The sequence below is a fragment of the Rhizobium sp. M10 genome (genome assembly GCF_002531955.1).
GTDB classification, from domain to species: domain Bacteria; phylum Pseudomonadota; class Alphaproteobacteria; order Rhizobiales; family Rhizobiaceae; genus Rhizobium; species Rhizobium etli_C.
Map to the genome: position 1 here is coordinate 88,481 of NZ_NWTA01000009.1, position 23,870 is coordinate 112,350.

A 23,870-nucleotide genomic window follows, 5' to 3' on the forward strand; every position below is an offset into this window, starting at 1 on the left:
ATGACAATGATATATAGCAACTCGACTTACATTTCAATCCAGACGGATATAGGGCACGTCCTTCTTCACCACCTCATCCAACGCCTCTTCGTAGCCCGCGTCAGCATACCGCATGACGCCCAAGGCGGTGTCGTTGGTCAGCGCGTGGTCGAGCCGCTCGTCGGCGGCTTCGGTGCCGTCGGCGATGACGGTGACGCCGCAGCTCGTCATGTAGCCGGCATAACCGCCGCCGCCGGAATGGACGACGACGAGATCGGCCATCGACGAGCAGAGCATCATCGCATCGATCAGCGGCCAGTCGGCGATCGCGTCGGAACCGTCCTTCATCCGCTCGGTCATGATGTTGGGATGCGCCATGGCGCCGGCATCGAGATGGTCGCGGGAAAAGGCGACGGGACCTTTCAGTTCGGCGCCTGCGACCAGCGCATTGACGCGCCGCGCCAGCATCGTGCGTTCGCCGTGGCCGAGCCAGGCAATGCGGGCCGGCAGCCCCTCGAAGGGAACGTGCTCGCGGGCCAACCGGATCCAGTTGGTGATGATCTTGTTGTCGGGAAACATCTCGAGCAGCAGATCGTCGATGCGGGCGATATCGCTCTCCTCGCCCGACAGCGCCATCCAGCGGAAGGGGCCGATCGCCCGGGCAAAGAGCGGCCTCAGATAGGCCTCGGTGAAGATCGGAATGTCGAAGGCATTGGTGACGCCGCCTTCCGTCGCCTGGGTGCGGATCAGGTTGCCGTTGTCGAAGACCTCGGAGCCGCGTTTCTGGAAATCCAGCATCGCCGTGACATGATCGACGATCGAAGCGCGGCTTGCCGCCATCAACTGCCCCTGGCCATCGTCGCGCAGTTCTCTCACCTGATCGAGGCTCATGCCCTTCGGCACGTAGCCATAGACGAGATCGTGCGCCGAGGTCTGGTCGGTGACAATGTCGGGCACGATGCCGCGCCTTGCGATTTCGGGATAGACCTCCGCCGCATTGCCGACGAGGCCGACGGAGAGCGCCCGCCTGTCCTTCACCGCCGCATCGATCATCTCAAGGGCGGTATCGAGATCGGGCGCGATCTCCTGGAGATAACCGATCTGCTGGCGCTTGCGGGCGCGCTCCGGATCGATGTCGACGCAGAGGATCGCAGCGCCCGCCATGCGGCCGGCGAGCGGCTGCGCCCCGCCCATGCCGCCGAGACCGGCCGTCAGCACGAAGCGGCCGGCGAGATCGCCGCCGAAGCGCCGCTCGGCAATGCGCATGAAGATCTCGTAGGTTCCCTGGATGACGCCCTGGCTGCCGATATATTGCCAAGCGCCTGCCGTCAGCCCGCCCCAGCAGATCAGTCCCTTGCGCTGCAGCTCGTAGAATACCTCGGCTTTCGCCCATTGCCCGACGATATTGCAGTTCGCCATGATGACGAGCGGCGCCTTGGCATGCGTCTTCACCAACCCGATCGGCTTGCCGGACTGGATCAGCAGCGTCTGGTCCTCCTCCATCTCGGTCAGCGCTTTGACGATGCCCTTATGCGCCGCCCAGCTGCGGGCCGCCTTGCCGAGCGCGGCATAGACCACGAGATTGTCAGGGTCTTCGCCGACCGACAGGACGTTTTCCAGAAGCCGCAGCAGCGCCTCTTGCCGCCAGCCCCTGGCGCGCAGCTCCGGCCCGCCGGGAATCGGAAATTTCGGATAACGCGGATTGGCTTTCGGCATCGTGGGTTCCTTTTTGCGTCTCTGCTCTTTCTCTTCTCCCCAGCGGGGAGAAGGGGAAAAGCTCAGTCGTTATTTGCCCGGCAGCGATTCCACATAGGCGAGCGCGCCATCGAGCAAACGCCGTCTCAGCGCATCGTCGCCGTAAACCTCGGCCGTCGCCCGCACCCAGCCCTGCATCACCCGTTCGCCGGAGAGCATCTGGATCACGCCGGGCAGGGCCAGCGCCCAGCCGTCATTGCCCTTGCCGAGGCGGATCAGCATGCCGTCACTGCGCGCACCGCAAAGCAGATTGCCGTTCAGCAGAAAGGCCCGGCCGCCGAACATGGATTTTTCGGTAAGCCCCGGCCGGTCGCCGAGTTCCTCGCGCAGCAGTTCTTCGAGGCCGGGATCGCGCGTCATGGCTCAGGCCTTCGTTTCCAAAGCATAGCGGGCGATCTCGATCCCCATCGCCTTTTCGACGACGGGATAGACGGTGGGATCGAGCACGCTTGCCGACAGCGGGATGATATCCTTCGGCACATGCAGGATGAAGACGGACATGCCTTCCCTAAGCTGGCCGACGCTGAGCGGCTCACCCTCGGGCGACAGCGTGGTGATCACCGCGGGGAAGGTGGCAAGCCGGCCGCCATCGGCGTCGTCCACCGCCATATATTCGTTCATCACATGCAGCGTCACCGAATTTGCCCCCGAACCGACGGTGACCGTGCCGATGTCGAAGGCTTCCCTGGTGTAGACGACGTCTTTTCGAGAGATGACGCCTTCGGCGAGGATATGCCCGCCCGTCGTCTTGCAGATCGCGTCGATGACATCGGACCCGCCGCGTTTCTCCGCCGCGATGATCGCCTCTCCGAGCGCAAGCGCCATCGAGATGCCGCCGAGTGCCGCATGGCTGCGGACATAGGAGGCTCTGAGCGGGTTACGGCAGCTGGCGATGAAGCCGCCGGATTGATCGGCGGCGGCGCGCAGCACCGGCGAGATCTTCGCCGTCGCCCCCTTCACCACCAGTTCGATATACCGGTTTTCGGCGCGATTGCCGCCGACGGCCGTCTGGATCATCGGCTCGGGTGAGCCGGCCATGCCGATCGAGCCCATGTCGCCGGTCGGATGGGCGCGGATATCGCCGACCGCATCGACCACCTTGGTGCCGAGGATCGCCGAGGGCAGCCAGCCGTTCAGCGTCGAGGATTTGCCGTTCTGGCCGATGATCAGCCCGGAGAGCTTTTCGCCCAGCGCCTCCTGCAGGAGCTGCACGGCCTTCACATAATCGATGCCCTGCATTTCCCAGGGCGTGGTGGAGGCCGGCGCGCCGATGGCTGCAGCCGTCGCGATCCAGTCATCGTCCCGCAGTTCGTCGATCGACACCAGCTCGGGCTTGCCGGCATTGACGGCCGCCAGCCCGAGCATCCGCCCGTGATCGGCCCAGCCGCCGCCGCCGGCGGCATAGACGGAGCCGCCCTTGACGGCGGCTTCGACGTCCTTCTCAACCAGTATGCGTCCCATCGGCCTTCTCCCGCTTCGAATCCGTGTCCATCTCGCGCACCGCCTCGAACAGCACGGCGGCGCCGAGCGCGATGTCGTCATTGTCGGCCCACTCGTCGGCGCAATGGCTGCGGCCTGCCCGGCAGGGCACGAAGATCATGGCCGCCGGCGCCACCTTGGCGATCCAGGCCGTGTCGTGTCCGGCGCCCGAGGCCATGCGCCGATGTTTTGCGCCGACGCGCTCGCAGGCGGCCTCGAGCGTCGAAAGCAGCCCGGCATCGCCCGGCGTCGGCAGATTGTCGGATACCCGGTTCGGCGCCTCGATCCTCACGCCATAGGCGGTCGCCAGCTTTTCGACATGGCCGTCGAGCCAGCGGCAGAAGGCCTCCATGTCGGCGCGGATTTCCGCGCGCCCGTCGATCAGCAGCACGACCTTCGACGGCACGACATTGGCGGCATTCGGCTCGATCCTGAATTCGCCGACCGTCGCCGCAAAATGCCCCGGCGTTCTGGCAAGTTCGGCGGCGGCGTTGCGAATGTCGAGCACCAGCTGCGATGCCGCCACCAGCGCATCCGCCCGCCGGTCCATCGGCGTCGTGCCGGCATGGTCGGCTCGCCCCTCGACGGCAATTTCGATGCGGGTGATGCCTGATATCGCGGTGACGATGCCGATATCCTTCCGTTCGGCTTCGAGCACCGGCCCCTGCTCGATGTGCAGCTCGAGAAAGCCGGCAATATCCGGCCTCTTCTGCTGCGCCAGCACACCCGGCTCGCCGCCCACCTGGGCAATGCCCCCGGCAAGATCGAGATCGCCGCTGACGCGCGAAAGCCAGGCCTCCGGCAATTGCCCGGTCATGCCGCGGCTGCCGATGCAGGAGACGCCGAAGATGCTGACTTCTTCAGCGAGGAAATCGACGACCTCCAGATCGTGATCGAGTTCGATGCTCTGGTCGCTGAGCGCTCGTGCCACCTCAAGCGCCGCGATCACGCCGGCAATGCCGTCGAAGCGGCCGCCGTCCGGCACCGTGTCGGAATGCGAACCGAGCATGATCGTGCCGAGCCATGGTTTGCGGCCGGTGCGCCGGCCGATCAGATTGCCGGCCGCGTCGATCCGCGTTTCCAGTCCGGCCGCCTTCATCCGCGCTTCGAGATAGGTCCGGCCTTCGAGAAAGAGCGGCGAGAAGGCCCGCCGCGTCCAGGGATGCCCCGGCTCGGTGATCGCGGCCAGCGCCTCGATATCCTCAGCGATCCTGTTGGCATTGACGGGAAGATTGCGGCTCATGCACCGGCTCCCGCAATGATGTGGCGCGACGGCGGCCGGACGAACCGGCCGGTGCCGGGTTTGGCCAGCACCTTGCCGCCCTCGGCGATCTTTTCGCCGCGCAGGTAGGTGGCCGCCACCGTCCAGGGCAGGGCAATGCCGTTATAGGGGCTCCAGCCGACGACATTGTTGCCGCTTGCCGATGCATCATAGATGCTGTCGCGCGGTTCCAGCACGGTGATATCGGCATCTTTGCCCGGCGTCAGCGCCCCCTTGATAAGGTCGAGCCGGAAATGCTTCGCCGGATTCTCCGCCATCAGCCTGGCCGCCCAAGTCAGCGGAATGCCGCGCTCGATCGCGCCTTTGACGAAAAGCGGCACCATTACCTCAAGGCCCGGCACGCCGGATGCGTTGGCGAGCATGTCGGGATTGGTCTTGCGGTTCTCCGACCAGCTGACGTGATCGGTCGAAACCAGCCAGACATCGCCGTCGGCCACCTTCCGCCAGAGCGTCTCCACCTCGGCGCGCGGCCGCAGCGGCGGATTGATCTTCGCCTTGCCGCCGAGGCGCTTGACGTCGTTCTCTTCGTCGAGCGTCAGATAATGGATGCAGCATTCGACCGTCGCCGCAAAGCCGTCACGCCGATAGGCGCGGGCGATATCGTAGCCGCGCCCGAGCGAGCAATGCACCACATGCGCGGGGCAGCCGGTGGCGGCACCCGTTTCGAAGATCGTGTGCATCGCCAGGAGTTCGGTGATCGGTGGCCGCGACAGGCCGTGCGCCCGCCAGTCGGTGATGCCGCGCGCCTTCACCTGCGCGACATAGCTGCGCACCGCCTCGTCGTCCTCATTGTGCACGCCTGCTGTCAGCCCCGTCGGTGCGATGGCGGCAAAGCAGGCGTCGAGCAGGGCCGGGGGGATGCGCGGAAAACGCTTGGGATCGGTGCCGAACGTCGAGAATTTGAAGGCGGCGACGCCCGCCTCGACCATCTCGCCGATCCGCGCCGGGCCTTCCTCAGGATCGACGGTGCCGTAAAGCGCGAAGTCGACGCGCGCCTGCTGCCCGGCATGGTCGATCTTGCGTTTGACCGCCGCCGCCGAGCAGACGAGATCGCCCTCGTCATAGGGCATGTCGACGATCGTTGTCACGCCGCCGGCCGCTGCCGACCGCGTCGACCAGATGAAGTCTTCCTGGTTCTTCTGGGAAAGCGAATGCACCTGGGCGTCGATCGCGCCGGGCAGGATCAGCGCTTTGCCGAGCAGATGCCGTTCACGCGCCGCCGGCGGCACGCCGAGGCCGACCTCGGCGATCTTGCCGTCGCGGGCGGCGACATAGCCCTCTTCGAGAATGCAGTCCGGCAGCACCACCGTGCCCTGCAGAACGAGATCGAAGTCCATGCCGTTCCTCCTAGAATGAAGTCAGACTGTTGCCGGCCGGGGCAGGACGCCAAAAGCGCGAGCTGCTTTCGCACTGCATTCATGCCCCGACTGGTTAATGTAGAACAGGATCCCAATTTTCAGGCCCTGGCGCCTGACATCATCCTGTTCAGCTGGCCAGCCGCTCCTCGATGGGCTCCGGCGAGCCGAGTGCGAAGAAGTCGTCGAACGAAGCGATCGGCACCTGCTCGGTCAATTTTGCCAGAAAATCGTCCGATCCGAGCTCTTCCTCGATCGCCTCCACCTCGGCCGAAAGCGGCCGGTCGACGGTATAAAAAGCCGCGTGTTTGCGCACGACCTGATAAAGCATGCCGGCGACGCCCTTCGGTTCGTCTCCGAGAATGTCGATTGCCTGGGCCGACAGCAGCGCCTCGAGTGCCGCAAGCCGCTTCAGCGCCTGCATCTGCCGCTCGAAGCGCTCGATGACGAGCGGCAGGAAGGCCGCCTCGTCCTCCAGGCCGGCCGCCACGACCAGCGACTGCGCCGAAACGGGACCGGACATCGACAGGACGCGCGAGAAGATCTCGCCGGCAAGCTTGATGATCGGCCCGAAGCCGGTGGCGATCCGACCCGGCGGCACCAGATTGACCGGCAGGTCGCGCCGCTGGCCGTTGCCGAGAATGACGCAGCGGTTGAAGGCGTTGCGTGCCGCATGCGCCATGCACAGCGCCGCCGATTCGAGCAGGATGGTCACGTCGAGCGGCAGCGACCCGCCCGAGGTCATCACACTGCCTTCCACCACCACGGGATTGTCGTCCGAGCGGCCGGTGGCGGCAAGGATCTTGTGGCCGGTCGACAGCAGGTTTTCGATGACGGCACCGAACACCTGGGCGATCATGCGCAGGCTGAGGGGGTCCTGCACGTGCGTCGCGACCGGCCAGTTCCAGTCCTCCGACGCATTGCAGAGCCAGGCGCCGATCAGCGCCTCGCGCGCTGTGCCGACATGGCGGACGGCCTTCCAGGGATCGCGGGAGGCACCGAGCGCGCCGGCCGCCATCATCGCCGTCGCCAGCAGGACGCGGATCGAGGCCGCCGCATTGCGTGTCGTTTCCGCCGCCGCGGCAAAGCTCACGGCATTGACGCTGAGCGAGGCGAGGCTGTCGCGCGGCGCCATCCGCACCGGTTCCAGCCCTGCCGCCCGGAAGGCGTCGGCCGCCTGCATCCGCTGGCCGCGATAGACCGCTTCGCCGACGCCGGTCAGCACTGCGCCGATCTGCCCCATCAGGCCGATATCGGCGCAGCCGATCGAGCCGGTGCGGCGCACGACCGGAATGAGATCGGCCTCGAGCATCCTGATATAGGCCTCGATCAGCTCCGGCGTGCAGCCGACCTGGCCGGTCAGCGCCGTATTGACGCGGATCGCCATGGCGTTGCGCACGACGTTGCAGGAAAACGGCGTGCCGGTGCCGAAATGATGGGCGCGCACCAGGCCGAGATTGAAGGTGTCGAGTTCGTCGGCCGACCACTCCACATCCTTCATGGCGCCGACACCTGTGGTCGAGCCGTAGACCGGCATGCCCGAAGCAATCGCATCCTCGACGATCTCGCGGGCGATGGCGATGCGGGCCATGCCGGTTGCCGAAGCAGAAATCGCCGCCTTGCCCGCACCGATGGTCACCATCTCGGCAAAACCGAGCGGTCGTCCGGAAAGTTCGATGCCGGGGCGTTCGTGCTGCATGTGCCAGATCTCCTAGAACAGGATGATTTTAGGCCGGTTCGGCCGAAAATTTGAATCCTGTTCCAAATTAAAGAGCCAGAGCATGATGTCGCCCGAAAACCGCTCACACTTTTCGGCATCATGCTCTAACGGTGAGACTAAGCGAGCCCTCCGTCACATGGGATATCCTAAATGCCGAACACAGCATGCTATCGGGAGGCGGTCAGCTCAGCATCCAGGCAATATAGAGAAGCGTCAATGCGATGACCCACAGCGCGATTCTGGCCGAGCGGTTGTGCCGTGCTTCCGCCTTGCCGATCGCCTCGGCCGTCTCCTCGTCGAAACGCAGGCCGTGCTCGCTCATATGCAGAAGCTGATGGTGGAATTTTTCGGTCTTCGCCGCAATTTCCGGCACGGCTTCGGCAAGCTTGACCGCCGCCTTCAGCCCGTCCTTGAGATCGGTGGCGATCCGCTTCGGCCCGAGATTGTTGCGAATCCAGTCGCCGACGACGGGCTCGGAGGCCTTCCACATGTTGAAGCGCGGGTTGAGCATGCGTGACACGCCTTCGACGACGACCATGGTCTTCTGCAGCATCACCAATTCCGGCCGTGTCGCCATGTCGAAGAGTTCGGTCACTTCGAAAAGCAGCGTCAGCAGCTTGCCCATCGAGATCGTCTCGGCCGGCTGTCCATGGATCGGCTCGCCGATCGCCCGGATCGCCTGGGCGAAGCTCTCGACATTGTGGTGGCCGGGCACATAGCCCGCCTCGAAATGCACCTCGGCGACGCGAATGTAATCGCGGGTGATGAAGCCGTAGAGGATTTCGGCGAGGAACCGCCGTTCCTTCTTGCCGAGCCGCCCGACAATACCCATGTCGACGGCGACGATCATGCCACCGGCATCGACGAACAGATTGCCCGGATGCATGTCGGCATGGAAGAAGCCGTCGCGCAGCGTATGGCGCAGGAACGACTGGATCAGCGTGTCGGCGAGCAGGTTGAGATCGTGGCCGGCCGCGCGCAGCCCCTCGACGTCAGACATTCTCGTGCCGTCGATCCACTCCATGGTGATGACGTCGCGGCCCGTGCGCTCCCAGTCGACCTTCGGGACGCGGAAGCCGGGATCGCTGTCGGTGTTTTCGGCGATCTCCGAAAGCGCTGCCGCCTCCAGGCGAAGATCCATCTCCACCTTCGTCGTCTGTTCGAGCGTCTTCGTCACCTCGACCGGCCGCAACCGCCGGCTCGACGGCATGAAGCGCTCCTGCATATGGGCGACGAGGTACATGGCCTCGATGTCGTGCGCAAAACGCTGGCGCACGCCGGGTCGCACGATCTTGACGGCGACCTTCTTGCGGCCCTGCGATGTCTCGACTTCGGCCGGGTGTACCTGGGCGATCGAGGCTGCGGCGATCGGCTCGCCGAAGCTTGCATAGAGTTCGCCGATCGGCCGCCCGAGCGAGCCTTCGATATTCGCCTTTGCGGCAGCGGAGGGAAAGAAGGCCATCCGGTCCTGCAGCTGCGACAGGTCGTTGGCGAATTCGACGCCGACGACATCCGGCCGCGTCGCCAGGAACTGCCCGATCTTCACATAGGAAGGACCGAGCCGCTCGACCGCCTGCGCCAATCGGTCGCTGCGCTTCTGATGCTTTGCCTTGCTTCGCTCGAAAATCGTGACGAAGGATTTGGCGAGCGCGACCGAAGGCGGCAGGCCTTCGGAAGGAAGCGCCGAGACGACGCCCTCACGCACCAGCACCCAGCCGACGCGCCAAAGGCGGAAATAGGCTCCGAAAGTGCTCATGCAGGAATGCCCCGGTGACGGAGGTTCGTCTCTTTTTTCTTCATTCCCTCAGAGCTTCCAGCCGGAATGCAGCGCGGCGATGCCGCCGGTATAATTGGTGTAGCTGACGCGCGAAAAGCCGGCCTGGCGGATCATCGCCGCGAAATTCTCCTGGTTCGGGAACTTGCGGATCGATTCCACCAGATACTGGTAGGGTTCGGCATCGCCGGTGATCGCCTTGCCGAATTGCGGAATGGCGTTGAACGACCAGGCGTCATAAATCTTGTCGAGCAACGGCATGTCGACTTCGGAAAATTCGAGCACCAGCAGCCGGCCGCCGCGCTTCAGCACGCGATAGGCCTCAGCCAGCGCGACATCGATCCGCGGCACGTTGCGGATGCCGAAGGCGATCGTATAGGCGTCGAAGCTGGCGGCCTCGAAGGGCAGCTCCTCGGCATTGGCCTCGACGAAGGTGAGATTGCCGGAAAGCTTCTTGTTTTCCGCCCGTTCGGCGCCGACGCCGAGCATCGAGCCGTTGATGTCGAGCACGGTCGCATGCGCCTGCCGGCCCGAAGCCTCGACGATGCGGAAGGCGATGTCGCCGGTGCCGCCGGCAACGTCGAGCACCTTGTAGCCCGGCTCCTTGCGCGGATTGAGCGCGGCGATCATCGCATCCTTCCAGACCCGGTGCATGCCCATCGACATGACATCGTTCATGATGTCGTAGCGTTTGGCGACCTTGTGGAACACCTGGTTGACCATGCCCTGCTTCTCGCCGCCGGGCACTTCGCGAAAGCCGTAGGAGGTCTCCATGCCGCCATCGGCGGAAGTGCGGCTTTCTGACATCAGACTGCTCCGTTCCTTCAAGATTCGGACACGGCGGCCATAGCGAAAGACCGCGCGCGACGTTATCACTGGGCCGCGCTCTCCGCGGCTCACTGGCGCTATAGCGCACATCGTCCTCGGTTGAAACACGTTCGATATAGATGGGTTAAGATGCCGGAATTGCCAGAAGTCGAAACGGTCAAACGCGGGCTGGCGCCGGCGATGGAGGGGGCTCGCGTCGCAAGGCTGGAGCTGCGCCGCAGGGATCTGCGCTTCCCCTTTCCCGATGCCCTGGCGGACAGGGTTTCAGGCCGCACCATTATCGGGCTTGGCCGCCGCGCCAAATATCTGCTGGTCGATCTCGACGACGGCAATACGCTGATTTCCCATCTCGGCATGTCCGGTTCCTTCCGTATCGAGGAGGGTGCGGCCTCGGCGATGCCGGGCGAATTCCACCATGCCCGCACCAAGGACGAGAAGCACGATCACGTCGTCTTTCATCTCGAGGGCGCCGGCGGCCCGCGCCGCGTCGTCTATAACGACCCGCGCCGTTTCGGCTTCATGGATATGGTAAGACGTGCCGATCTTGCCGCCCACCCTTTCTTCCGCGATCTCGGCCCGGAGCCGACGGGAAACGATCTCGGCGCCGCCTATCTCGCCGACCGTTTCCGCGACAAGGCGCAGCCCTTGAAGAGCGCGCTTCTCGACCAGAAGAACATCGCCGGTCTCGGCAATATATATGTCTGCGAGGCGCTGTGGCGTTCGCATCTTTCGCCGATTCGCGCCGCCGGCACGCTGGTGACGCCGGGCGGCAAGCCGAAGGAAAAGCTCGGCCTGCTCGTCGCCTCGATCCGCGACGTCATCGCCGATGCGATCGCCGCCGGCGGATCGTCGCTGCGCGACCATATCCAGACGGACGGATCGCTCGGCTATTTCCAGCATTCCTTCTCCGTCTATGATCGCGAAGGTCAGGCTTGCGGCACGCCCGGCTGCGGCGGTACGGTCGCCCGTATCGTCCAGGCGGGGCGCTCCACCTTCTATTGCGCCGCCTGCCAGAAATAAGAGAGAACCGGGAGACCAGCATGGCTTACGAGACCCTGATCGTCGAAACCCGAGGCAATATCGGCCTCGTCACGCTGAACCGCCCGCAGGCGCTGAATGCGTTGAATTCCACCGTCCTGAAGGAGTTGAAGGCGGCCTACGCCGGCTTCCATGCCGACGAGGCGGTCGGCGCCATCGTCATCACCGGCTCCGAACGCGCCTTTGCCGCCGGCGCCGATATCAAGGAGATGCAGTCGCTCCAGTTCGCCGACATCTATAAGAGCGACTTCATCAGCGGCTGGGACGACATCGCCAAGGCGCGCAAGCCGGTCATCGCCGCCGTCAGCGGCTTTGCCCTCGGCGGCGGCTGCGAGCTTGCCATGATGTGCGATTTCATCATCGCCTCGGAGACGGCGAAGTTCGGCCAGCCGGAAATCACCCTCGGCGTCATCCCCGGCATGGGCGGCTCGCAGCGGCTGACGCGCGCCGTCGGCAAGGCGAAGGCGATGGATCTTGTCCTGACCGGCCGGATGATGGATGCGGCGGAGGCCGAACGATCGGGACTCGTTTCGCGTGTGGTGGCGCCCGAGCGTCTTCTCGACGAGGCGCTTGCCGCAGCCGAAAAGATCGCCTCGCTTTCGCAGCCCTCGGTGATGATGGCCAAGGAGGCGGTCAACCGTGCCTTCGAGACGACGCTGGAGGAGGGGCTTCGCTTCGAGCGCCGCCTGTTTCACAGTCTCTTTGCCACCGATGATCAGAAAGAAGGCATGGCGGCCTTTGTCGAGAAGCGCAAACCTGCCTTTCAGCACCGTTGAATGGTTTTCGGTGCTTCCGGCTGGAAAGCTTGAAAATCCGCGTTGACGTGGGCCGGCTTTAGGGTTATATGCCCGCCCACGGTTCGGAAAGCCGCTCTGGTTTTCCGCGATTGCTCCCGCATTGCTGGATTTTGTGGCCGCAGGGCCCGCGGTAATGGCGGAGTTTGTTCGAATTCTTGAGAGAGGCATCCATGGCCAATACAACTTCGGCGAAAAAAGCGACCCGCAAGATCGCCCGCCGTACCGACGTCAATAAGGCTCGTCGCTCGCGCGTTCGCACTTTCGTTCGCCAGGTCGAAGAGGCTATCGCATCCGGTGACGCCGACAAGGCGAAGGCCGCTTTCCTGGCCGCTCAGCCCGAGCTTGCCCGCGCCGCCAGCAAGGGCGTGCTGCACTCCAACACGGCATCGCGCAAGGTCTCTCGCCTGGCCGCTCGTGTGAAGGCTCTTTCGGTCTCCGCGACCGCGTAATCTTCCGTTAACGACCTCCTCGTTATGATTAGCCCGGTAATTTTACCGGGCTTTTTCGATTCCGCTGATTGGCGTGTTCATGGTTAATCGCACGACTGTTTCGTGTCAACGCCATGACAGGAAAAGTCATTAAAAAACAATGGCTTGCGCAAGGATGCTTTGGCGCTGCGCGACTCTGGCCTGCGCTCCGGGGACCCTGGGCGAGTCAAGAAGATTTTTATTTTTTTTCTTTCTTTGCGTGTCAAAATAGCCCGAACGGGGAATCTCCTTGATTCAAAAGCGATTCTTTTTTGACGCTGGTGTGACGCCCGAAAAGGCCGGGCGGAGTCAATGGCCGCATCTTAATTTTGCGTAAAATTCATCGTTGATCTTGCCATTTGATCCTGCCTAAATGGCTTCCAACAAAGGGCGCGGACATCACCTGCAGAGGCTCGGTCTTAACTGCCACGTCGGCAGGGCGATAAGTTTGTGCTATTTGTTACGGAGCCTTGCGCTTCCGTTTTTTCAAGCACTCGACGGATTTGAGCCGTAACGTGGCTGTTACGGGGCAGGGATGTTTTGTGCCTACGGCAACCACACGTTTAACGTGAGGCTGCCGGATAGGGATAGTAATATTGCGTTCGGGCTGGTCGGCCGAAAACGAGGATCGACCGCCAGCCTGGCACGGAAGCCGATGAAGGTTGCCGCATGAACGCGGTACCTGCACTGGTGTTCTGCGCCATGTTTGAGTGAACCGGCAGGCGAGTGGCTTCATGAGGATGCCGCCAGCCCGTCAAAGGCGGGGAATGCTCGGGCGGCTGTTTTAGCGGAGGCCGCCCGGTGGAATTGAAAGGCGGCATTATGCAGATGAATACGATGACGGCAGGCGGGCACGACAACGGGGATGCGGCACCGCAGGCATTCGGCTCCATTCGCCTGGAAATGGGGGAAGCAAAGGCGGAAATGAAGCAGAGCATTTTGTTCGAGCGCGTCAGCGCGCGCTTGAAGGCCCAGGTCGGCCCTGATGTCTATGCCAGCTGGTTTGCCAGGTTGAAGCTGCATTCGGTATCGAAGAGCGTCGTTCGCCTGTCGGTTCCCACGACCTTCCTGAAGTCGTGGATCAACAATCGTTATCTCGATCTCATCACCGGTCTGTTCCAGGCCGAAGATCCGGAAATCTTGAAGATCGAAATCCTGGTGCGCACGGCGACGCGCAGCGGCATGAAGGCCGCCGACGAGGTGGTCCAGCCCGAGCCGGCTGCTCCCGCGCAGATGCGCCGCCAGCCAAGCGCCCAGCCGGCCGGCCAGGCCGTCCAGCAGGCGGTTTCGGCTGTTGCCGCCGCAAGGCCGGCAAGCTTTGGTTCGCCGCTCTTCGGTTCGCCGCTCGATAGCCGTTTCACCTTCGAAACCTTCGTGGAAGGCAGCTCCAATCGCGTCGCGCTTGCGGCTGCCAAGACGATTGCTGAGGCCGGTTCGGGCGCCGTGCGCTTCAATCCGCTCTTCGTCCATTCGACCGTCGGGCTCGGCAAGACGCACCTGCTGCAGGCGATCGCCAATGCGGCGGTGCAGAACCCGCGGGCGCTGCGCGTCGTCTATCTGACGGCGGAATATTTCATGTGGCGCTTCGCCACCGCGATCCGCGACAACGACGCGCTGACGCTGAAGGATTCCTTGCGCAACATCGACCTCTTGATCATCGACGACATGCAGTTCCTGCAGGGCAAGATGATCCAGCACGAATTCTGCCATCTCCTCAACATGCTGCTCGACAGCGCCAAGCAGGTGGTCGTCGCCGCCGACCGCGCGCCCTGGGAGCTGGAATCGCTCGATCCCCGCGTCCGCTCGCGCCTGCAGGGCGGTGTGGCGATCGAACTCGATGCGCCGGATTACGAAATGCGTCTCGAAATCCTCAAGCGGCGCCTTGCGGCCGCCCGCCTGGAGGATCCGTCGCTCGAAATTCCGGCCGATCTGCTTCAGCACGTCGCCCGCAACATCACGGCCAGCGGCCGCGAACTCGAAGGCGCCTTCAACCAGCTGATCTTCCGCCGCTCCTTCGAGCCGAACCTGTCGATCGAGCGCGTCGACGAACTGCTCGCCCATCTCGTCGGCTCCGGCGAGCCGCGCCGTGTGCGCATCGAGGATATCCAGCGCATCGTCGCCAGGCACTACAATGTCTCGCGCCAGGAACTGGTCTCCAATCGCCGCACCCGTGTCATCGTCAAGCCGCGCCAGATCGCCATGTATCTGTCGAAGACGCTGACGCCGCGCTCCTTCCCCGAGATCGGCCGCCGTTTCGGCGGGCGTGATCACACGACCGTGCTGCACGCCGTGCGCAAGATCGAGGAGCTGATATCGGGAGACACCAAGCTTTCGCACGAAATCGAGCTGCTGAAGCGGCTGATCAACGAATAAGCGGTGGATTTTCGAGGACATTCGGCGGCCGGGAGCGATTCCGGCCGTTTTCCTTTATAAGCTTTTTATTCTATACCTCCGGCCATGCCGTGCACGTCCGATTTGGAGCGGCGCGCATCGGACAAAATGAAAGCGCCGAAGCGGGCGCGTGGGAGGATATGCATGAGTTTCAAAAAGATTGCCGTTGTCGGCCTGGGCAAGGTCGGACGGCTGGCGGCGACGCTGTTGCATGAAGGCGGCTTCGACGTCATCGGCGTCGATGCGCAATTGCCGCTGGGCGATCTGCCGTTCAAGTGCCGCACCGGCGATATTTCCGACGCTCAGGTGATTGGCGAACTGCTCTCCACTGTCGAGGCGGTGCTCTCCTGCCTTCCTTACCATCTGAACATCGAACTGGCCCGCGCCGCCCATCTTGCCGGCATCCATTATTTCGATCTGACCGAAGACGTTCCCACAACCAACTTCATCATCGAACTGTCGAAGACGGCCCGCGGCCTGATGGCGCCGCAATGCGGCTTGGCGCCGGGTTTCGTCGGCATCGTCGGCGCAAGCCTTGCCGACGGCTTCGAGCGCTGCCGCTCGATCCGCATGCGCGTCGGCGCCCTGCCGCAGCATCCGACCGGCCTTCTCGGCTATGCCTTCAACTGGTCGCCGGAAGGCGTCGTCAACGAATATCTGAACGATTGCGAGGTCATCGAGGGCGGGGTGCGCAAGCTGGTCTCGCCGATGGAATGGCACGAGACCATCTATGTCGGCGGCGTCAAGCTCGAAGCCTTCACCACCTCGGGCGGTCTCGGCACCATGTGCGACACCATGCTCGGCAAGATCGACAATCTCGACTACAAGACCATGCGTTACCCCGGCCATATGGAGCTGATGAACTTCTTCTTCCATGAGCTTCTGATGCGCGACAAGCGGGCACTCGCCGGCGAGATCCTGACCAATGCCAAGCCGCCCGTCGAAGACGACGTCGTCTATGTCCATGTCGCCGCCGAGGGGACGGAGAATGGCAGCCTGCGCCGCAAGGAATTCGTGCGCGCCTATTATCCGATCGAGATTGCCGGCGCGCGCCGCACGGCGATCGCCTGGACGACGTCGGCCTCTGTCGTCGCCGTCATCGAGATGGTCCGTGACGGGCTGCTGCCGGCGACCGGCTTCCTGCATCAGGAGCATATTCCGCTGGAGATGTTCCTGAAGACGCCGACCGGCAGCCTGTTCAAGGCAGGCGCCACCAATCACGGCTGAGAAATGCTTTCCGGCGCGGCAGCGATGTCGTTGCTGCGCCGGAATAAACCCGTTGCATGAGCGTCAGCAGGCGAGATCGGCGACGACGGAATCGAGGATCAGCATGCCGGATGGCGTGCAGCGCAGCCGTGAATTGCCGATCCGCTCGATGAATTTATGTTCGAGCAGAAACTCTTCCCGCTTCGGATCGAGCTCGCGGCCGGAAAGCTGCTGCCAGCGGGCGAGATCGACACCTTCCCTGAGCCGCAGCCCCATCAGCAGCAATTCGTCGGACTGTTCCTCATAACCCAGCCGCTCCTCGTCGAGAATGCCGTGGCCGTCGCGCTCAACCATGTCGAGCCAGGCTTCCGGCTTGCGCTCGGTCGCCGTCGCGATTTTTTCGCGGCCGCGCGTTAGCCGGCCGTGCGCGCCCGGCCCGATGCCGGCATAATCGCCGTAACGCCAGTAAGTCAGATTGTGCCGGCTTTCCGCACCTGGCCGGGCGTGGTTGGAAACCTCATAAGCGGGCATGCCCTCACCCGCGGTGATCTCCTGCGTCGCCTCATAGAGCACGGCCGATTGCTCGCCATCCGGCACGATCAGCTTGCCCGCCTTGTGCAGGCCGTAGAAGGGCGTGCCTTCCTCGATGGTCAGCTGGTAGAGCGACAGATGGTCGACCGCATAGGCGATCGCCTGCTTCAGCTCCCTTTCCCAGTCCTCGACCGTCTGGTCCGGCCGGGCATAGATGAGATCGAAGGACATGCGCGGAAAAATGTCGCGCGCGAGCCGGATCGCCTTCAGCGCGTCGGCGACATCATGCAGCCGGCCGAGAAATTTCAGGTCCCGGTCGTTCAGCGCCTGCACGCCGAGCGAGACGCGATTGACGCCGGCCGCCCGGTAGCCGCGGAAGCGCTCGGCCTCGACGCTCGAAGGATTGGCCTCCATGGTGATCTCGATACCATCAGGCACGTGCCAGTGCCGGGCAATGCCGTCGAGAATGGCGGCAACCGTTTCCGGCTGCATCAGCGAGGGTGTGCCGCCGCCGAGGAAGATGCTCGTCACCGTCTTCGGCCCGCTCATCGCCCGCACCGCCGCCGTCTCCTTCAGGAAGGCGGCGGCAAAGCGCTCCTGATCCACCGGCTGGTGGCGCACATGGCTGTTGAAGTCGCAATAGGGACACTTCGCCGCGCAGAACGGCCAATGGACATAGACGCCGAAGCCGGGCTCGCCGGTATCGGGCAGCAGCGTCGCATCGCGCGAGGAGCCTGGCGTATCGAAATTGCCCACGAACAGATCTTATGCCTCCAGGCAGGTTTCGACGAAGAGTTTGAAGGCGCGCGCCCGGTGCGACAGCGCCTGCGGCTTGCCGATATTCCAGCCGTGTTTTTCCTCGCCGCTCATCTCGCCGAAGGTAACGCCGTAACCCTCCGGCTGGAAGACCGGATCGTAGCCGAAGCCCTGCGTGCCGCGCGGCGGCCAGACGACATTGCCCTCCACTTCCCCGCGGAAGAGTTCGGTATGCCCGTCCGGCCAGGCGAGGCACAGCACGCTGACGAAACGCGCGGTGCGCTGTTCAGGCATCGTGGCGCCTGCTTCCTGCAGCGCCTTTTCCACCTTCGCCATCGCCATGTCGAAATCGCGCGTGCCGTCGGCTCTTTCCGCCCAATTGGCGGTGTAGACGCCGGGATCGCCGCCGAGCGCGTCGACCACCAGCCCGGAATCGTCCGACAGCGCCGGCATGCCGGCGGCATTGGCCGAGGCGACCGCCTTGATCGTCGCATTTTCCTCGAAGCTGGTGCCGGTCTCGTCGGGTTCGACGAAATTCAGCTCGGCCGCCGATTTGGCGGTGAAGCCGAGCGGACCGATCAGTTCCTGGATCTCGCGGATCTTGCCGGCATTGTGGCTGGCGACGACGATGGTCTTCGTTTCAAGCTTGCGCATTCAGATATCCTGTTCGATGCCCCAGATTTTGGCCTCCGCACATTCCAGGCTGTTGCCGGCCGGATCGCGAAAATAGATCGAGCGGCCGCCGTTCGGCCAATGCACCTCGGATTCGATCGCCACACCTGCCGCTTTCAGCCGTTCGGCAATCGCATCGATATTGCGGCCGGCGACCCGGAAGCAGGCATGGCCCTCGCCGCTCGTGCCGTGCGGCGGCACCTGCAGGGCATTGGGCGGCGGCGGCTTTACCGTTTCCTCGGGGTTGAAGATCAGCAGCACGCCGGGGCCGCAGCGGAAGAAGACATGCCGGTTGGCCGCACGGGTGATCTTTTCAAGTCCGAGAACGTCTTCGTAGAAGACCTCCGCCGCATCGAGATCCCGCGCATAGAGCGCCGTTTCCAGCATGCCTTCCAGCATGGGGTTCATCCCGCAATCGCCTGCTTCTGCAGGGCGACGAGTTCGCCGATGCCGTTCTTGGCAAGACCCATCAGCGAGGTGAATTCCTCTTCGGTAAACGGCGTGCCTTCGGCCGTGCCCTGGATCTCGACGATGCCGCCGGCGCCGGTCATGACGAAATTGGCATCGGTTTCGGCCGAGGAATCCTCGAGGTAGTCGAGGTCGATCACCGCCTGGCTGGCGAAGACGCCGCAGGAGATGGCGGCGACATGATCCTTCAGGACCCGGTCGACCTTGATCATGTTGCGGCTTTCCATCCATTTCAGGCAATCGTAAAGCGCAATCCAGCCGCCGGTGATCGACGCGGTCCGAGTGCCGCCGTCGGCCTGGATGACATCGCAATCGAGGGTGATCTGCCGTTCGCCGAGCGCCTGCAGATCGACGACGGCGCGCAGCGACCGGCCGATCAGCCGCTGGATTTCCTGGGTGCGGCCGCCCTGCTTGCCGGCCGCGGCCTCGCGCTTCATGCGTTCGCCGGTCGCCCGCGGCAGCATGCCGTATTCGGCCGTCACCCAGCCCTTGCCGGTATTGCGCAGCCACGGCGGCGTCTTGTCCTCGAGGCTTGCGGTGCAGAGCACATGCGTATCGCCGAACTTCACCAGGCAGGAGCCTTCCGCATGCTTGGAAAAGTTGCGCTCGAACGAGACCTTGCGCATCTGGTCGGTTTTTCTGCCTGAAGGCCGCATTCTTATCTCCTGGAGTTGCTGACCGCTTCTACGATTGGCGGCGCCCATTTGCAAATTCCCTTTTGCCACGGCGGCGAGTTTGACTATATTTTCGGAAGCATCATCAGTTTGGGTTCGAGAGGTTCATGGGCATCAGGTCGACGTCGGTTTCGGATGCCGTTGCCGTGCTGGACGAGCGCTCCCGAGAAATCTTTCGCCGCATCGTCGAAGGGTATCTGGAAAGCGGCGAACCGCTCGGCTCGCGCAATCTGTCACGCCTCCTGCCGATGTCGCTGTCGCCGGCCTCGGTGCGCAACGTCATGAGCGATCTCGAAGAGCTCGGCCTGATCTATTCGCCGCATATCAGCGCCGGCCGGCTGCCGACCCAGATCGGCCTGCGCTTCTTCGTCGATGCCTTCATGCAGGTCGGCGATCTCTCCGCCGAGGACCGCGCCAATATCGACCGCCAGGTGCGGGCGGAAAGCGGCGGCAATCCGGTGGAATCGATGATGAACGAGGCGAGCCGCATGCTGTCGGGCATTTCGCGCGGCGCCGGCCTCGTCATCACCTCGAAAAGCGATCCAGTGCTGAAGCATGTCGAGTTCATCCGGCTCGAGCCGACAAAGGCGCTCGCCGTGCTCGTCGGCGATCATGACCAGGTGGAAAACCGCATCATCGAGCTGCCGGCCGGCGTCACCTCCTCGCAGCTGACGGAGGCGGCGAATTTCCTCAATGCGCACATGTCCGGCCAGACCCTGCCGGAGCTGCGCAAACAATTGAGCCGGCTCAAGGACGATGTCCGCCACGAGCTCGATGCGCTGTCGCGCGATCTCGTCGAGCGCGGCATTGCCGTCTGGGCCGGCAGCCCGGACGAGGGAAAGCCCGCCCAGCTGATCATTCGCGGCCGGGCCAATCTGCTCGAAGGGCTTGGCGGCGCCGAGGATCTCGACCGGCTGCGCATGTTGTTCGACGATCTCGAAAAGAAGGACAGCCTGATCGAGATCCTCAATCTGGCCGAAAGCGGCTCGGGCGTGCGCATCTTCATCGGCTCGGAAAACAAGCTCTTCTCGCTATCCGGCTCGTCGCTGATCGTCGCGCCCTATCGCGACGAGGACGACCGGATCGTCGGCGCTGTCGGCGTCATCGGTCCGACGCGGCTCAATTATTCCCGCATCGTGCCGATGGTGGATTACACCGCCCAGCTCGTCTCCCGCCTTTCGCGCAATCCGCTTTAAGAACGTCGCCGAAGAAGGCGCGGAATTTTCTCTTCTTTGTCACGCAGACTTGATTTTTTTCGGTCAAACCTCGATATCGGGCGCATCTGAAGACACCAACCGGAGACCGTCATGACCGATGAAACGACGAAAAACGGACCTGACGCAACTGCGGCCGATGCCGCAGCCGACGCCGCCGCCTACGTCGAGAACGATACAGTGCAGGAAGAGACCGCCCAGCCAGACCCGCTTGAGCTTCTGAAAGCCGAAAACAGCGACCTGCGCGACCGCTATCTGCGCCTTGCCGCCGAGATGGACAATCTGCGCCGCCGCACCGAGCGCGAGGTCAAGGACGCCAAGTCCTATTCCGTCGCCGGTTTCGCCCGCGATATGCTCGCCGTCTCCGATAATCTGCGCCGGGCGCTGGATGCCATCTCTCCGGAGGCCAAGGCCACTGCCGATGCCGGCCTGACCACGCTGATCGAAGGTGTCGAGATGACCGAACGTGCCATGCTGTCGGCGCTCGAGCGCCATGGTGTGCGCAAGCTGGAGCCGGTCGGCCAGAAGTTCGATCCGAATTTCCATCAGGCGATGTTCGAGGTGCCGAACCCGGAAGTGCCGAACAACACGGTCGTCCAGGTCGTGCAGGCGGGCTTCACCATCGGCGAGCGCGTGCTGCGCCCAGCCATGGTCGGTGTCGCCAAGGGCGGCCCGAAGCCGGCCGAAGCCGAAACCAATTCCGTCTTCGACGAGAAGGACGCCTGAAGTCGTTTTCCTTCTCTCTTGTGAGAGAAGGAAAACCAAAGATCAGATGCGGGCGAAGCGTTCGATCAGAAGATCGAAGAAACCGTCCGCATCGACATGGCGCATCACCTTGGCATTGGGCTTGCGATCCGTCACATGCCACCAGTCGACGACGGTCATGCCGACGGTGAGTTCAGAGCGGACCTCGATCTCGACATTGCAGTCCCGGCCCTGGAAAAGCTCCGGCTTCAACAGATAGGCGACGACCGTCGGGTCATGCAGCGGCCCGCCGTCGGAGCCGTATTTCTCGATATCGAAGCGTTCGAAGAATTCCAGCATCTCGACCATCGCCTGTGCCGGCGCCGTGCCGATCTCGGCCATGCGCTTCACCCGGTCCTTGCGGGTCAGCAATTGATGCGTCACGTCGAGCGGCATCATCACGATCGGCACGCCTGAGCGGAAGACGATGTCGGCCGCCTCAGGATCGACATAGATGTTGAACTCGGCAGCCGGCGTGATGTTGCCGCCTTCGAAGAAGCCGCCGCCCATCATCACCAGTTCGCGGATGCGGGGGATGATGTCGGGTGCCTTCTGGAAGGCCATGCCGATATTAGTCAGCGGGCCGAGCGTGCAGAGCGTCACCGTGCCTTCCCCCTCGCGGCGCAGCGTCTCGATGATGAAGTCGACGGAATGGGTCGACTGCAGCGCCATCGTCGGTTCGGCGAGCTCGGGGCCGTCGAGGCCGGTCTTGCCGTGCACGTGCTCCGCCGTCACCAGCTTGCGGGCGATCGGCCTGTCGGCGCCGGCGAAAACCTTCGTCTCCGGCCGGCCGCAGAGCTCGCAGACGATGCGCGCATTGCGGCTGGTCAGCGAAAGCGGCACGTTGCCGGCGACCGTGGTGATCCCCAGCACCTCCAGCTCGTCGGGGCTGCCAAAGGCCAGCATGATGGCGGCCGCGTCGTCCTGGCCGGGATCCGTGTCGATGATGATTTTTCTGACGTTTGCCATTCCGATCGTTCCATCCCTCGCCATGCCCGCTGTTTCGGCATGCAGCATTTCTTCATTTCCCGTCACAAATCAGCACAGTTCGCGCGGGCATGTTTTGATGCGAGGCAGCCGTTGCTTTGTCAAGCAAGGAGGACGGCGTCGACCGTTTTAAGTCGAGCGGATCCTAAAATCGGCGAGGCGGCGCCGAGCGCTCGCGCGCGCCTTGCAGCGCTGGGCTTCTCTCCCCATATTAGCGGCATCCGGATGCTGCGCTTGAGGTCCGGGATGGTCGCTTGCATCAAGGACTTGAAAAGAGATGAGCCGCATTACCCCTTTCGCCAGCCCGCTGCTTCTGGGCTTCGATGCCATGGAAAAGACGCTGGAGCGCATTTCCAAGGCGAGCGACGGATATCCGCCCTACAATATCGAACGCATCGCCGCCGACAGCGGCGCGCCGGAACGTCTGCGCATCACCCTTGCGGTGGCCGGCTTCAGCGAGGAGGAACTCGACGTCTCCACCGAGGAGAACCAGCTTGTGATCCGCGGCCGGCAGGTGGAGCAGGGCGAGCGGGATTATCTCTATCGCGGCATTGCCGCCCGCCAGTTCCAGCGCACCTTCGTTCTTGCCGACGGCATGCAGGTGCTCGGCGCCGGCCTGAAGAACGGCCTGCTCTCCGTCGATCTAATTCGTCCGGAACCCGCGCGCATGGTCAAGAAAATTAACATTTCGGTTTCACAGTAGCACAACGGTTTGTCGAACCGTTGGTCCCTTCTTCCGGAGGAACAGGAATGTTGATGAAAGAAGCCACGTCTCACTTGACCAAATCCGAGCTTGCCCACATCGGCAACGGCGAGGTCGCCTACATCAGAAAAATGCGCACCGAAGAGGTCGCCAAGTGTTTCCCCGAGGCGCCGGATATCGATCCGAACGTCGATCTCTGGGCACTCTTCGGCGCCGACGGCACGCCGATCCTCTTGACGGACAACCGCTCCAGCACCTTCTTCAAGGCCGCCGAGGACGAACTGAAGACGGTCAGCCTGCACTGACCGTCAAGACGGCGCCTCTCGGCGTTTCGCCGCCCTTGCGGTACGCTGCGGCTTATTCGATTTCGCGGCGGTCGGGGCTGATGTCGCGACATATGTGCGTAGCGTTCTTTCGACGCTAGTATGCGCCAACAGCGGACATTGTGTCAGTGCGGCTTTCTGTTGTTTCGCGGTCAGCTGACTAGCACTAGCTCCGAAGCGATATTGATCGCGATACCATACTCGCTGGAGCATCCCGCTTAGAAGCGGCTGTCCCGTGGAGATTGAATTGTCCCACACAAATGATTTTTCTGAAGAAGAAATCGCCGCCGTCCGAGAACAAGCAGATCGTGAACATCTGCACGGACGAGAAGAACGCGTGGCTAATTTGGCGCGGCTCGGTCTTTGGGATGCTTCGCGTCTGACTTTTAACGAACGCGGAATGAAGATCAAAGCAATTCTGATTGGTGATCCAAACTCTTCAGAAGCGGAATTGGCAGTGATGTTCCCATACCTTTTCGGTGAACATAATTCAGAGCAAAAGGCCAAGCTCGAACAGCGCTTGTTAGAACTGAGCCTTGCTTGGGTAACCGAGCGAGGCTTCGTGTTCTTGAACGCACGAGGCCACAAGGTGATGCGCGACGTTTATTGGCTGAGGCATTGAACGCCTGTAATTATGAATGGTCAACGGCAGAGCGTTAGACAACAACTTGTCGTGAGCGAACGCGCACTGTTCGTCTATTGAATCCACCAGGACAGGGTCCCAAGA

23 protein-coding genes are annotated in these 23,870 nt (G+C 63.1%); 10 read left to right on the forward strand and 13 right to left on the reverse strand.

Annotated elements, in window-relative coordinates; translation table 11 throughout:
- Positions 1–33: 33 nt before the first annotated feature.
- The 8 genes from CO671_RS16520 to ubiE form a co-directional block, all read right to left on the reverse strand.
- On the reverse strand, positions 34–1,695 hold the full coding sequence (locus CO671_RS16520; RefSeq protein ID WP_097606825.1) for a urocanate hydratase: 1,662 nt from the start codon (positions 1,693–1,695) through the stop codon (positions 34–36).
- Between the two features lie 69 nt (positions 1,696–1,764).
- Positions 1,765–2,094 (reverse strand): TfoX/Sxy family protein, encoded by a 330-nt coding sequence (locus tag CO671_RS16525; RefSeq protein WP_097606826.1) that lies wholly within the window; start codon positions 2,092–2,094, stop codon positions 1,765–1,767.
- A 3-nt stretch (positions 2,095–2,097) separates the two neighbouring features.
- On the reverse strand, positions 2,098–3,195 hold the full coding sequence (locus CO671_RS16530) for a DUF917 domain-containing protein (RefSeq protein WP_097606827.1): 1,098 nt from the start codon (positions 3,193–3,195) through the stop codon (positions 2,098–2,100).
- Positions 3,176–4,456 carry a Zn-dependent hydrolase gene (locus CO671_RS16535; protein ID WP_097606828.1) on the reverse strand — a complete coding sequence of 427 codons (1,281 nt, stop codon included), beginning with the start codon at positions 4,454–4,456 and terminating at the stop codon, positions 3,176–3,178. The genes CO671_RS16530 and CO671_RS16535 overlap by 20 nt, the downstream gene beginning before the upstream one ends.
- The gene (locus CO671_RS16540; RefSeq protein ID WP_097606829.1) at positions 4,453–5,832 is read right to left on the reverse strand and encodes an amidohydrolase family protein; all 1,380 of its coding nucleotides are present in this window, start codon (positions 5,830–5,832) and stop codon (positions 4,453–4,455) included. The genes CO671_RS16535 and CO671_RS16540 overlap by 4 nt, the downstream gene beginning before the upstream one ends.
- A 148-nt stretch (positions 5,833–5,980) precedes the next feature.
- On the reverse strand, positions 5,981–7,549 hold the full coding sequence (locus tag CO671_RS16545) for an aromatic amino acid lyase (RefSeq protein WP_097606830.1): 1,569 nt from the start codon (positions 7,547–7,549) through the stop codon (positions 5,981–5,983).
- Positions 7,550–7,751: 202 nt separating this feature from the next.
- Positions 7,752–9,326, reverse strand: a complete 1,575-nt coding sequence (gene ubiB, locus CO671_RS16550) for a 2-polyprenylphenol 6-hydroxylase (protein ID WP_097606831.1) — start codon at positions 9,324–9,326, stop codon at positions 7,752–7,754.
- Positions 9,327–9,374: 48 nt separating this feature from the next.
- Positions 9,375–10,151, reverse strand: a complete 777-nt coding sequence (gene ubiE, locus CO671_RS16555; protein ID WP_097606832.1) for a bifunctional demethylmenaquinone methyltransferase/2-methoxy-6-polyprenyl-1,4-benzoquinol methylase UbiE — start codon at positions 10,149–10,151, stop codon at positions 9,375–9,377.
- Positions 10,152–10,301: 150 nt separating this feature from the next.
- On the opposite strand from ubiE, the gene mutM reads away from it, so the two are divergent.
- The 5 genes from mutM (at position 10,302) to CO671_RS16580 (ending at position 16,092) form a co-directional block, all read left to right on the forward strand.
- Complete coding sequence (gene mutM / locus CO671_RS16560; RefSeq protein ID WP_097606833.1) at positions 10,302–11,192, forward strand: bifunctional DNA-formamidopyrimidine glycosylase/DNA-(apurinic or apyrimidinic site) lyase; 891 nt, start codon at positions 10,302–10,304, stop codon at positions 11,190–11,192.
- Positions 11,193–11,212: 20 nt separating this feature from the next.
- Positions 11,213–11,986 carry an enoyl-CoA hydratase gene (locus tag CO671_RS16565; protein WP_097606834.1) on the forward strand — a complete coding sequence of 258 codons (774 nt, stop codon included), beginning with the start codon at positions 11,213–11,215 and terminating at the stop codon, positions 11,984–11,986.
- A gap of 191 nt (positions 11,987–12,177) precedes the next feature.
- A complete protein-coding gene (rpsT, locus tag CO671_RS16570; protein WP_008524652.1) occupies positions 12,178–12,456 on the forward strand; it encodes a 30S ribosomal protein S20 in 279 nt (92 codons plus the stop codon).
- Between the two features lie 840 nt (positions 12,457–13,296).
- Positions 13,297–14,847: a chromosomal replication initiator protein DnaA gene (gene dnaA / locus CO671_RS16575; protein ID WP_064681689.1), complete on the forward strand. Its 1,551-nt coding sequence runs from the start codon at positions 13,297–13,299 to the stop codon at positions 14,845–14,847.
- A gap of 162 nt (positions 14,848–15,009) precedes the next feature.
- Entirely contained in the window at positions 15,010–16,092 is a 1,083-nt protein-coding gene (locus CO671_RS16580; protein ID WP_097606835.1) for a saccharopine dehydrogenase C-terminal domain-containing protein, read from the forward strand.
- A gap of 63 nt (positions 16,093–16,155) precedes the next feature.
- Here the strand turns inward: CO671_RS16580 and hemW are convergent, their stop codons facing one another.
- The 4 genes from hemW to rph are packed head-to-tail and all read right to left on the reverse strand — an operon-like array spanning position 16,156 to position 19,154.
- A complete protein-coding gene (hemW, locus tag CO671_RS16585) occupies positions 16,156–17,358 on the reverse strand; it encodes a radical SAM family heme chaperone HemW (RefSeq protein WP_097606836.1) in 1,203 nt (400 codons plus the stop codon).
- A 9-nt stretch (positions 17,359–17,367) separates the two neighbouring features.
- The gene (gene rdgB / locus CO671_RS16590) at positions 17,368–18,012 is read right to left on the reverse strand and encodes an RdgB/HAM1 family non-canonical purine NTP pyrophosphatase (protein ID WP_097606837.1); all 645 of its coding nucleotides are present in this window, start codon (positions 18,010–18,012) and stop codon (positions 17,368–17,370) included.
- The gene (locus tag CO671_RS16595) at positions 18,013–18,438 is read right to left on the reverse strand and encodes a VOC family protein (RefSeq protein ID WP_097606838.1); all 426 of its coding nucleotides are present in this window, start codon (positions 18,436–18,438) and stop codon (positions 18,013–18,015) included.
- Positions 18,435–19,154, reverse strand: coding sequence for a ribonuclease PH (rph, locus tag CO671_RS16600; protein ID WP_010024267.1), 720 nt, complete (start codon positions 19,152–19,154; stop codon positions 18,435–18,437). Before rph ends, CO671_RS16595 begins: the two co-directional genes overlap by 4 nt.
- 125 nt (positions 19,155–19,279) lie before the next feature.
- On the opposite strand from rph, the gene hrcA reads away from it, so the two are divergent.
- Both hrcA and grpE read left to right on the forward strand, forming a co-directional pair.
- Positions 19,280–20,368, forward strand: a complete 1,089-nt coding sequence (gene hrcA / locus CO671_RS16605; protein WP_010032692.1) for a heat-inducible transcriptional repressor HrcA — start codon at positions 19,280–19,282, stop codon at positions 20,366–20,368.
- Positions 20,369–20,479: 111 nt separating this feature from the next.
- Positions 20,480–21,112, forward strand: coding sequence for a nucleotide exchange factor GrpE (gene grpE, locus CO671_RS16610; RefSeq protein WP_097606839.1), 633 nt, complete (start codon positions 20,480–20,482; stop codon positions 21,110–21,112).
- A gap of 42 nt (positions 21,113–21,154) precedes the next feature.
- Here grpE and CO671_RS16615 read toward each other — a convergent pair whose 3' ends face one another.
- Positions 21,155–22,099 carry a nucleoside hydrolase gene (locus tag CO671_RS16615; RefSeq protein WP_097606963.1) on the reverse strand — a complete coding sequence of 315 codons (945 nt, stop codon included), beginning with the start codon at positions 22,097–22,099 and terminating at the stop codon, positions 21,155–21,157.
- Between the two features lie 295 nt (positions 22,100–22,394).
- On the opposite strand from CO671_RS16615, the gene CO671_RS16620 reads away from it, so the two are divergent.
- The 3 genes from CO671_RS16620 to CO671_RS33370 all read left to right on the forward strand — a co-directional run bounded on the left by CO671_RS16620 (position 22,395) and on the right by CO671_RS33370 (position 23,765).
- Positions 22,395–22,820 (forward strand): Hsp20 family protein, encoded by a 426-nt coding sequence (locus tag CO671_RS16620; protein WP_010032703.1) that lies wholly within the window; start codon positions 22,395–22,397, stop codon positions 22,818–22,820.
- A gap of 47 nt (positions 22,821–22,867) precedes the next feature.
- Positions 22,868–23,125: a DUF1150 family protein gene (locus CO671_RS16625; protein WP_008524631.1), complete on the forward strand. Its 258-nt coding sequence runs from the start codon at positions 22,868–22,870 to the stop codon at positions 23,123–23,125.
- Positions 23,126–23,390: 265 nt separating this feature from the next.
- Positions 23,391–23,765: a hypothetical protein gene (locus CO671_RS33370; protein WP_138985582.1), complete on the forward strand. Its 375-nt coding sequence runs from the start codon at positions 23,391–23,393 to the stop codon at positions 23,763–23,765.
- The last annotated feature ends 105 nt before the right edge of the window (positions 23,766–23,870 follow it).